This is a genomic window from Yersinia similis (genome assembly GCF_001053095.1).
In the GTDB taxonomy this organism is placed as follows: domain Bacteria; phylum Pseudomonadota; class Gammaproteobacteria; order Enterobacterales; family Enterobacteriaceae; genus Yersinia; species Yersinia similis.
Map to the genome: position 1 here is coordinate 24,612 of NZ_CGBP01000039.1, position 10,989 is coordinate 35,600.

The window sequence follows — 10,989 nt, forward strand, 5'->3', positions numbered from 1 at the left end:
CTCAATAGCGATAGCTGCACTGAGGGTGACATCATCAGATTACACGTGAGAACTGCTGCTTGCGCGCCTGTTTACGTAAATAGATATCGAAACACATACAAATATTACGAATGAGTAAGCGCCCGCGAGGAGTTACGCGAAGCCCTTTTTCATCCCGCTCCACCAGCCCATCCTGTTCGAAAGGTGCAAGCAGCTCAAAATCTTCTGCAAAATAATCGGCAAACCGAATACCATAACGCTGCTCAATTGGCTGGTAACTGAGTTGGAAATGACAAATCAGCGTTTTAATCACATCTCGGCGTAAACAATCATCTTCAGTCATGGTCAGGCCGCGCCACAACGCATTACCCCGCTGCTCTACACAGGCGTAGTACGTTTTCAGATCTTTTTCATTCTGAGCGTAGCTATCACCTAACATGCTGATAGCAGAAACCCCCACCCCAAGGAGGTCGCTCTCACCCTGCGTGGTGTACCCTTGGAAATTGCGGTGTAATGTTCCTTTCTGCTGAGCAATCGCCAGCTCATCATCCGGGCGCGCAAAGTGATCCATCCCAATGAATTGATAGCCGGACTCCGTTAAGAAACGAATGGTGTGCTGTAAAATATCCAACCGTTGCTCCGCCGTTGGCAGATCAGCGTCTTTGATTTTACGTTGGGCGGCAAACAGGCTTGGCAGATGTGCGTAATTAAACACGCTCAAGCGATCTGGGTTCAGCTCAGCAACCCGTTTTAAGGTGAAAGCAAAACTTTCTGGTGTCTGCTTGGGCAAGCCATAAATCAAATCAATATTGGTTGAGTTAAATCCAAGCGCTTTAGCACGAGCCATTAAGGCGAAGATAAAATCTTCATCTTGCTCGCGGTTAACCAGCCGCTGCACCTCTTTATTGAAATCCTGCACCCCCATGCTCAGGCGATTAAATCCTTCAGCACGCAGGTGATCAAGCACATCTAATTCAATTTCACGGGGGTCAACTTCGATTGACTGCTCCGCATCGGGCAGAAAATCAAAGTTTTCACGCAGCACAGTCATTAAATGGCTGATTTGCGTTTTATTCAGATAAGTTGGCGTACCACCCCCCCAGTGCATCTGGCTGACCTGACGCCCAGTAAACAAAGCGGCCCGTTGGCGGATCTCTTTTTCCAACACCACCAGATATTCATCAGCTTTATGTTGCTGACGCGTCACCAGTTTATTACAACCACAGAAGTAGCAAAGTTTATGGCAAAACGGAATATGCACATACAGCGACAGCGGCCGTTGCGGATAACGTTTCACCGCCTGCTGGAAAGCAGACTCATTGTAATCTTCACTAAACTCAAGAGCCGTTGGATACGAGGTATAACGCGGCCCTGAATAATTATATTTTTGAATCAGGGATAGATCCCAAACTATAGCGTGCTCAGACATGTTCACTCCTTCCGATATTTTCGCCTACCGGGTCGGTTAGAGGGCAGATATTTTTGTTGTCTGACCGCAGTAGCACTGCGCAACCGTGACTTGCGTTGCGACAGCCGCCATAGTTTACCTAATAACCACAATAGATAACACGTGAGCAGTAGGGCTATTATTGGGATCACCCAGTTCATGACTTAAAATGTATCTTTTGGATTACCGCGTTTCAGTAACTGCAAGATATCTTCCTGCTTCTCTTCTGGCTCAACATCATCTTCGTCATCACCCAGTTCGATGCCTAATTGCTCCATCAGGGCATCAATGCGGTCTAACGTCAGATCGACATAAGCCTGATCTTCTTTGTTCAATACTTCGTCATTATCCAAACGATCAAGTAGCGCATCCAAACGCTCGTCATTCTCCAGCTTGGATAGCTCCTCTTCCGGCGTCAGACGTGGCTTAACTGCATTTTTCTCTACAGGCTTAGGCGTTGACTTGGCTTTTACCTGGCTCTCAATGATCAGCGGTACAGGCACTTTACTGCCGACACGCGGATCTTTCTCTTGAACCTGGCTCTGCCCTTTCTTATTGCTGCTCTCTACATTGGCTCTCGCACCTGAACGATTACCACTGTGTTTCTTCTGACGTTTACGGTCACGTGCTTCTGCATCCAGCTCATCACGGGTCTTTCTTCTACGTTTTGGTGTTGCGGTACCCTTCGGGGCCGCAATATTCGCGCGTGGTGCTTTATTTGGCTGCTTCATAACCTGTGCTCTTAAATGAGTATGGGATCGGATTTAGTATATACCCGCCATCCTTCAAGTTGCAGATGTGTTGGCTGCTCTCGTTTGCCGCCTTCCTGCATCTTAAAATCTATTGGGTATAGGATTGGGCCGGAATCTAGCAGAAAGAAGAGAAAGAAAAAAGGCGACAGGTTAACCTGTCGCCTTTTTTCGCACCTTCTGCGGAAGGATATCCTTACAGCGCACTCCCTGCACTTAGATAACATCCCGGTTTCTCCCTCCTGCAATACGCGATCCTTGCCACCCCTCAAACCCTGGAGGCGATTCGCCCGGCACTCCGGCCAGTGTCCTGAACATCCCTTTACATTAGCTCCGTTTATATCGTCCTTGGCTCCCTGTACATCCATTACATTCCTTGTATATCCATTACATTCCTTAAGCATAAGCCACTCATCCTGAGTAACTGCGCTCCTTGCATGGTGTATCCGTACCAACAATAAATTGACTATCTGATTGCTTTTGCTAAATAAACTCAACCAGAGAGCTGTGCATAGTAGCTCACTTTTTATCAAGCATTTCTTAACAGTACCTAAATGATAAGACATTATTGCCGTCCACAATGGCCGACGACTCACAAAACTATAATTTCACTTAGAGAAACAATAAAAAACGGTGCCAAAAGATAAACCCCCTTTTTTCTGCCTGATGCAGTTATAATCGCCCTATATAAGTAATCTCTAACGGAGACGACAAATTTTGACCATCAGAAACTATAACTATCATATGACTCACTTCGTCATCAGTGCTCCGGATATTCGTCACCTACCACGGGATGAAGGTATTGAAGTCGCATTCGCTGGCCGCTCAAACGCAGGTAAATCCAGCGCACTCAATACATTAACTAACCAAAAAAGTTTGGCCAGAACCAGTAAAACACCGGGGCGAACTCAGCTAATTAACTTATTTGAAGTGGTTGATGGTGTCCGCCTGGTGGACTTACCGGGTTATGGCTATGCCGAAGTGCCTGAGGAGATGAAACTCAAGTGGCAACGTGCTCTGGGTGAATATTTGCAGAAGCGTAACTGTCTAAAAGGATTAGTTGTACTGATGGATATTCGTCATCCATTGAAAGATTTGGATCAGCAGATGATTACCTGGGCGGTCGCGGTCGGTACACCGGTTCTTTTGCTGTTGACCAAAGCGGATAAGCTGGCATCCGGTGCTCGTAAAGCACAATTAAACCTGGTGCGGGAAGCTATCATCCCATTTATGGGTGATATTCAGGTTGAGGCATTCTCATCACTGAAAAAGATTGGTGTCGATAAATTACGGGAAAAACTGGATACCTGGTTCAGTGAGATCCCACCAGAAGTCATGGCTGAAGAGTTTGACGGCGAAGGCGAGTAATTTATTACAAAACCAGCCCATATAGGCTGGTTACCCTCAGGGGCGATGATTAAGTCGCCCTACATAACGCTTCCTGTTCCCGCCACTTAGCCAATCAGAATGATTAAACCGTATCTGCACAGTTACTCGCCTGATGAGCGCCTATCAGCTCAGGACTTACGTCAATAATGTCAGCAAAAGCCCCATAAAAAACGCCCCAGTCAATAAATGACTGGGGCGGCTAATATACAGCCAAATCCGATTACGTGAAGTAAAAGGTCTGAAAGATAGAACATCTTACCTCTGTACCCTACATCGATAACTCTACATCATTTTTTCGCAGGGCAAAAGAATTTTTTGTTGTTTAGTTACACTAATTGTCACGATTCAGCCGACCTGTTTCCGACAAATTAGCCCTAAAATGTAGCTTAATTACATAAAACGCTTTGTTTATCGCCACTTACCCACATAACTAATGAGCTTGATCCCAGTTAGTCCCAACACCGACATCAACCTTCAATGGTACAGCCAGTTGCATACTTTGCTCCATCAACTCACGGATTTTCTGCTCAGCGCTTTCCAGCACACTTTCATGCACTTCAAAGACCAACTCATCGTGTACTTGCATGATTACACGTACCAAAGGTTCTGACTCTTGCTGTAACCAACCATCCACCGCAATCATCGCCCGCTTGATAATATCCGCAGCCGTACCTTGCATAGGGGCATTAATCGCCTCACGTTCAGCCGCTTTTCGACGATTTGCATTCCGTGAGTGAATATCCGGCAGATAGAGACGACGGCCATCCAGTGTCGTGACATAGCCCTGATCAGCAGCCTGCTTACGAGTACGCTCCATATACTCCAACACCCCCGGATAACGCTCAAAATAGAGGTCCATATAGCGTTGAGCCTCCCCACGAGGGATCCCCAACTGGCGTGCCAGGCCAAAAGCACTCATGCCATAAATAAGACCAAAATTAATCGCTTTTGCGCTACGACGCTGCTCCGTCGTCACTTTTTCCAATGGCGAACCAAATACTTCAGCGGCGGTTGCCCGGTGAATATCCTGCCCAGCAGCAAATGCAGTTAACAACCCGTTATCCTGCGACAAATGCGCCATAATACGCAGTTCGATTTGCGAGTAGTCCGCCGCCATAATGCGGTAGCCCTTTGGTGCAATAAAGGCCTGTCGGATACGTCGCCCCTCTTCATTACGCACAGGGATATTTTGTAGGTTAGGATCGCGGGAAGATAAGCGCCCGGTTGCTGTCACTGCCTGATGATAGGAAGTATGCACCCGACCAGAGACAGGGTTAATCATTAGCGGCAATTTGTCGGTGTAAGTACTTTTTAGTTTCGCCAGGCCACGATATTCCAGAATAACCTTCGGCAAAGGATAATCCAGAGCCAACTCAGCCAGCACTTCCTCATTTGTTGAGGCAGCACCTCCTGGTGTTTTCTTCAAGATAGGCAATTTTTGCTTTTCATAAAGAATAGCCTGTAGCTGTTTAGGTGATGCTAGGTTGAATGGCTCTTCAGCCAATTCATGGGCCTGCTTTTCCAGCTCATCCAAACGGATGGTGAGCTCTTTTGAGTGTGCAGCTAATATATTTTGATCAATCAATACGCCAGTCCGCTCAATACGAGACAAAATTGGCAATAGCGGCATCTCAATTTCCTGGAATACACGCTTGAGGCCTTCACTTTGCTGTAATTTTGGCCATAAGACCAAATGCAATTGAAGAGTGACATCAGCATCCTCTGCGGCATACGGGCCAGCTTGCTCCAAAGCAATCTGATTAAACGTTAGCTGATTTTTACCTTTACCAGCAATTTCTTCAAATGTAATCGTTTTATGATTGAGGTAGCGCTCCGCCAGACTGTCCATATCATGACGACCCGCAACACTATCCAAAACATAAGATTCCAACATGGTATCGAAGGCGATACCTTTTAGATCGATACCATAATGGGCCAGCATGCTTTTATCGAACTTGAGGTTCTGCCCAACTTTAAGCGCCTTATCGTCTTCCAGCAGTGGTTTTAGTGTCGCCAGAACCCAGTCACGATCAAGTTGGGGTGGGGCATCCAGATAATCATGAGCCAGCGGCAGATAAGCCGCTTCTCCTGGAGCGACAGCAAAAGACATACCAATCAAGTTACTGCTAAGGGTATCAAGGCCATCAGTTTCAGTATCAAAAGCAAAAACTTCAGCGGCTTTAAGGCGCTCAATCCAATCAGCCAACGCTTTCTCATCTAGAATAGTCTGATAATTCTCTTGTGAAAGAGTTGCAGAGACCTCAGCAGTAGTTGCCGTATCTGCGACAACAAAAGATTGACTGCTTGTTTGCCCTGTTGGCCGATCTTTTTTACTGTCCAACCACTTGCCAGCTTCTACATCAGCCAGCCAACGCTTAAATTCATAACGGCTAAATAACTGATGTAACTGTTTATCATCGGGAGGAGAAACGGTTAGCTCATCACAGGTTACATCCAACTCAACGTCTGTCTTAATGGTAGCCAATTTATAAGAGAGGTAAGCAACGTCTTTATTTTGCTCTAACTTGGCCGACATTGTTTTCGCACCACGGAACGTCAATGTGGATATTTTATCCAGATTACTGAATAACGTATCCAACCCACCCAAACCTTGCAATAAAGCCTGTGCTGTTTTTTCGCCAACACCGGGTACTCCCGGAATATTATCGGAGGAGTCACCCATTAGAGCGAGAAAATCAATGATCAGTTCGGGAGGAACACCATATTTATCGCAAACATCCTGCGGCCCTAAAATAGTGTTATTCATTGTATTGATTAAAGTGATATTCGGCGTAACTAATTGCGCCATATCTTTATCACCAGTACTAATTAATACCGAATGGCCTGCTTTTTCGGCTTCCCGAGCTAAGGTGCCAATAACATCGTCGGCTTCGACCCCAGACACGACCAATAAAGGCAATCCCATAGCTTTAACCATCTGATGAAGAGGCTCAATTTGCACCCGCAAATCATCCGGCATTGGCGGTCGATGGGATTTATATTCAGCAAAAAGTTCATCGCGGAACGTTTTACCTTTTGCATCAAAAACTACTGCAACATGACTTGGCCGATATTGCAGCAAAAGACTGCGCAACATGTTCAGTACACCATACATCGCACCGGTTGGCTCTCCACTACCATTAGTCAGTGGTGGGAAAGCATGGTAAGCACGGTAGAGGTAAGAGGAACCGTCAACAAGGATCAATGGGTTTTCTGCAATCTGAGCCATAGAGTTTCTTCATCTTTATTCAGCAAGGTCTGACGCTAAGAATGCCATAGCTGGCAGCAAGAGACGAATTTTAGCATCCATTATTGTGCGAAAGTGAACATTATTGCTCAGAGATCCTAAAGATCTAACCTGTGGATAATCTTGTGAATAAAAGTATGTGTGGATTATTTCCGTTATGATACCCTGCCGATAATAATATTTAATTATATAAAAATCATTATGTTACATTTATTTATTTCTTTTCTCTTTGTAATAACTCCTTTATATCAATTGTGGATATTACTTATTCCATTACAATAAAAAGGCCAATTAACTTGCCTTATGAGTACCCAATCGCGACTGTCTTTTTTATTACTCATAACCGACAATATCTATTTTTAGTCTCACGAATATTGGTATCTATTGCTCCCTAAAATAGATAAACCTAAGCTAAACAGCATAAAGATAAATAAAAAATTAGTGTGTGGCTGCACTGTTGCGAGTACAGAAAATATGAGGATTTACGACAGCGATATACCCAAAAAAATTCGAGTTGTAGGAAGGCGACAACAGAGTAAGTCCCTTGGAGTTTACACAAGTCAGTGACTGGGGTGAACGAACGTAGCTAACACACATACAACTTGAAGCATGACAGGTATAGAAACATAATTGAAATATTGAGTAGAAATATCAGAGCAATGCAATAAAGAGGGGGGCCAACAAAAGCTGGCCCCCCTCTTTATATACCAAATTATTTTTGAGTCAGCAGGAACGTAACGACATCCGCATACTGTTTAACATAATTATCCATTGAGCTGGTATCCATACCATCATTCTTAATCATATATTTTCCATTAACGAACATCGCAGGAACACCACGTAATTGTAAATCTTCAGCCGCTTTTTGTTGCTGAGCAACTAATGATTTAACCACAAAGCTATTCAATGCAGCATCGTAGTCTTCACCACTGATACCCGCTTTGATAAAGACATTACGAATGTCGCCAGGAGTCTGTACAGTTTGTGTCTTCTGCACACCTTCAAACATCAGTGGGGTGATTTTTTCTTCAACCCCCAACGCCATAGCAACAGCCCACGCTTGCGTCAGTTGCTTGCCGAGAGGACCAAGAAACTCAACATGGTAACGGGTCATTTTTGTCCCTTCAGGTAACGCTTTTTTTACTGCTTTAGGTACCTGATAAACTTCTTCAAACTGGTAACAATGTGGGCAATAGAAAGAGAAAAACTCCAGAACCTGAGGTTCGCCCGTTACTGGCTTATCTAACGTTAGATACTGCTTCCCATCGGTGAATTGTGCAGCCGTCACACTGAACGCCATCACGATACCAACGAGTGCTAACCATACATTTTTCATACTATAACAATCTCCATTATCTTAGCTTTAGTACATTGGCATCAGCTGCAAAGGGGGTTCCTGCAACAGCTTAACCTGCTCAGTGAATGATGCCGTCTGTTGGAGCCAAAAATCAGATTCAGCCATCCACGGAAAACTCTTCGGAAATGCTGGGTCTTGCCAACGTCTGGCGACCCATGCAAGGTAATAAACCATCCGCATCGCGCGTAAGGGTTCAATTAGTGCTAATTCACGCTGATCAAAATCAGCAAACTCACTATAAGCTTCCAGCAATATATCCAACTGCATCAATTGGTCACGGCGATCGCCGTGTAATAGCATCCATAGATCTTGGATAGCAGGGCCATTCCTCGCATCATCTAAATCAACGAACACCGGGCCATCACGCCACAAAATATTTCCTGGATGGCAATCACCATGTAACCGTAAAGGTTGCCATTCAGTATGCCAATACTGCTTAATCGTTGTAGTGAGCAAATCTGTCGCCGCCAGAAATTTATCCCTTTGTTTTACCGGCACTAAATCACAATTGGCTAGTAGCTGACGCGGCTCAGTCAAATACTCTTCAATACCCATTGTTGGCCGGGCAACGAAAAGGCTATTACAAGCGGCCTGATGGATTCTGCCAAGAAAACACCCAACCCATTCCAATTGGTCAAGATTATCAATTTCATACTGACGCCCACCAACACTTGGAAAAACGGCGAAGAAAAAACCACAGTGAGTATGCAAAGTATTGCCATTGAGTCGCAATGGGGCGATTACCGGAATTTCTGACTCCGCCAAATCCAGAGAAAACTGATGCTCCTCTGTAATTTGTTCACAACTCCAACGCTCGGGGCGATAAAACTTCACCACATACCGTTTACTGTCTTCATCCATAAACTGATAGACACGGTTTTCGTAACTATTCAGCGCAGTTAACCCCGAATCTACCCGTAATCCTGCCCCCTCAAGGGCATTCATAATCAGGTCAGGAGATAAGGTCTGAAAATTAAAAGCAGAGTTGTTCATAACAACATTCAGTCTATATAAGTGACAGCAGCGCGCTGAGAATAATAAATAGTATCATTAAAGCCCCTATCTCCGCAGACAGGAGTATGACTAATCTTTAATAATGCCACGAGCACGCAGCAGTGCTGTTTTAAAATCCTCTTCATAATCTTTTTTCAGGCCAGGGATCACCTCAGTTGATGCTGCGCCCCGCATTTTCAGATGATAGATAAGAACATCGTCCGTTAAATCCGAAAACCCCCCCTTAAAACCCGCTTCTGTAGCCAACTTCTGTAAAAATTGTACCAAGTTTAAATCAGGCTCTTGCTGCCAGGCTGGGTGTAAAAGCTCAATCAATTCATTAACGCGATGGCATTTCATAGCAAATTTATCCTCTTCAAAAAGATGCTGACAAAGTAGCAGGGATATTCACGTAGGGAAAGAGAGCCTATTGTCAATAAAAGTAAATCCTGACCCCTCATGCTATTTACAGATACAATCCCTATGTCAATAGGAAGCAGCGGAGCAATAGAAATGCAACCCAAGATTACAGGCGTTATTCTCGCAGGGGGCCGTTCGTCCAGAATGGGCGGCAATGATAAGGGACTTACTCCTCTTAATGGAAAACCGCTATTTCAGTATGTTATCGACAGATTCAAACCCCAAGTTGGTGATTTAGTGATTAATGCTAATCGCAACCAGGGGCTATATAAGGAAAGTGGAATCCCAGTCATTGACGATATCATTACTGGCTTTGTGGGCCCACTGGCGGGGATGCATGCCGGATTAAGCTATTCAGCTACTGAGTGGGTCGTCTTTGCTCCCTGCGACGTTCCCTCTCTTCCTTCCGATTTAGTTTCTCAGCTTTGGCAAGGTAAAAAACAGGCACTCGCTGCCTATGCTAACGATGATGAAAGGGCACATCCAACTTTCGCATTGATGCATATCAGCCTAAAAATACAACTGGCTGAATACCTGAGAAAGGGTGACCGTAAGCTTATGTTATTTTTAGGCTCTATTAATGCTCAAAGTGTAAAATTTAGCGGGAAAGCTGACTTATTCAGCAACCTAAATACCCCGGCAGATTGCGACTTATGGGAACAAAAGAGAAGAGGCTAATTATGAACGACAAGTCACCAGCGCTATTAGGAATAGCGGCTTACAGTGGCACAGGAAAAACGACTTTATTAAAAAGTCTTATCCCTTTGCTGCTGCAGCGACAAATTCGAGTAGGCTTAATCAAACATACTCATCATAATATGGAAATCGATACCCCAGGCAAAGATAGCTATGAATTACGTAAGGCCGGCGCTCTACAGACACTGGTCGCCAGTGATTACCGCTGGGCAATAATGACAGAAACCCCAGAACAACAGCCGTTAAATCTTCATTATCTTGCCAGCCGATTAGATGCCTCAGCGATAGACTTAATATTAGTTGAAGGCTTTAAACACGAGCCAATCAATAAAATTGCACTCTATAGAGAATCCATCGGTAAGCCTTTTTCTGGCTTGATCGATAAACATGTAATTGCTCTGGCAAGTGATAAACCAATAGATACGATGGTAAAACAATTGGATATTAATCAGCCCGAACAGATTGCAGATTTTATCTATACCTGGTTAGAAAGTATTAGTTTTGAAGTAAAGTAATGCGGAGACAGTCATATAAAATTCTTTATAGGGTCCAAACATTCCTTATCACATGAACTTGAAAAGCTAGAAGCTCATATTTTGGCACTACCCATAATTAATAATATTTACCGATGTGATATGAATTAATCGTGCAGGGCCATAACCATATGCCGTCATACCGCTTCTCCCGGTGATCGATTATACCCACAGTCTCC

9 protein-coding genes and 1 pseudogene are annotated in these 10,989 nt (G+C 44.5%); 3 read left to right on the forward strand and 7 right to left on the reverse strand.

The window, feature by feature from the left end; translation table 11 throughout:
- Positions 1-34: 34 nt before the first annotated feature.
- Together hemN and yihI are read right to left on the reverse strand one after the other, a co-directional pair.
- Entirely contained in the window at positions 35-1,408 is a 1,374-nt protein-coding gene (gene hemN, locus AC971_RS19525) for an oxygen-independent coproporphyrinogen III oxidase (RefSeq protein ID WP_025382000.1), read from the reverse strand.
- Between the two features lie 182 nt (positions 1,409-1,590).
- Positions 1,591-2,157 carry a Der GTPase-activating protein YihI gene (gene yihI / locus AC971_RS19530; RefSeq protein ID WP_025381999.1) on the reverse strand — a complete coding sequence of 189 codons (567 nt, stop codon included), beginning with the start codon at positions 2,155-2,157 and terminating at the stop codon, positions 1,591-1,593.
- A gap of 735 nt (positions 2,158-2,892) precedes the next feature.
- On the opposite strand from yihI, the gene yihA reads away from it, so the two are divergent.
- A complete protein-coding gene (yihA, locus tag AC971_RS19540; RefSeq protein WP_025381997.1) occupies positions 2,893-3,543 on the forward strand; it encodes a ribosome biogenesis GTP-binding protein YihA/YsxC in 651 nt (216 codons plus the stop codon).
- A 230-nt stretch (positions 3,544-3,773) separates the two neighbouring features.
- Here yihA and spfP read toward each other — a convergent pair.
- The 5 genes and pseudogenes from spfP to AC971_RS19560 form a co-directional block, all read right to left on the reverse strand.
- Positions 3,774-3,818, reverse strand: a pseudogene (gene spfP, locus AC971_RS25910) (small protein SpfP); the annotation flags it as partial.
- A gap of 176 nt (positions 3,819-3,994) precedes the next feature.
- Complete coding sequence (gene polA, locus AC971_RS19545; protein ID WP_025381996.1) at positions 3,995-6,793, reverse strand: DNA polymerase I; 2,799 nt, start codon at positions 6,791-6,793, stop codon at positions 3,995-3,997.
- A 730-nt stretch (positions 6,794-7,523) separates the two neighbouring features.
- Positions 7,524-8,147 (reverse strand): thiol:disulfide interchange protein DsbA, encoded by a 624-nt coding sequence (dsbA, locus tag AC971_RS19550; protein WP_002213168.1) that lies wholly within the window; start codon positions 8,145-8,147, stop codon positions 7,524-7,526.
- A 27-nt stretch (positions 8,148-8,174) separates the two neighbouring features.
- Positions 8,175-9,161 (reverse strand): serine/threonine protein kinase, encoded by a 987-nt coding sequence (locus AC971_RS19555; protein WP_025381995.1) that lies wholly within the window; start codon positions 9,159-9,161, stop codon positions 8,175-8,177.
- Positions 9,162-9,251: 90 nt separating this feature from the next.
- On the reverse strand, positions 9,252-9,521 hold the full coding sequence (locus AC971_RS19560; RefSeq protein WP_025381994.1) for a YihD family protein: 270 nt from the start codon (positions 9,519-9,521) through the stop codon (positions 9,252-9,254).
- Positions 9,522-9,674: 153 nt separating this feature from the next.
- Here AC971_RS19560 and mobA point away from each other — a divergent pair, with 153 nt between their 5' ends.
- Together mobA and mobB are read left to right on the forward strand one after the other, a co-directional pair.
- The gene (gene mobA, locus AC971_RS19565; protein WP_038402081.1) at positions 9,675-10,259 is read left to right on the forward strand and encodes a molybdenum cofactor guanylyltransferase MobA; all 585 of its coding nucleotides are present in this window, start codon (positions 9,675-9,677) and stop codon (positions 10,257-10,259) included.
- A gap of 2 nt (positions 10,260-10,261) precedes the next feature.
- The gene (gene mobB / locus AC971_RS19570; RefSeq protein ID WP_025381993.1) at positions 10,262-10,792 is read left to right on the forward strand and encodes a molybdopterin-guanine dinucleotide biosynthesis protein MobB; all 531 of its coding nucleotides are present in this window, start codon (positions 10,262-10,264) and stop codon (positions 10,790-10,792) included.
- Positions 10,793-10,989 lie beyond the last annotated feature (197 nt).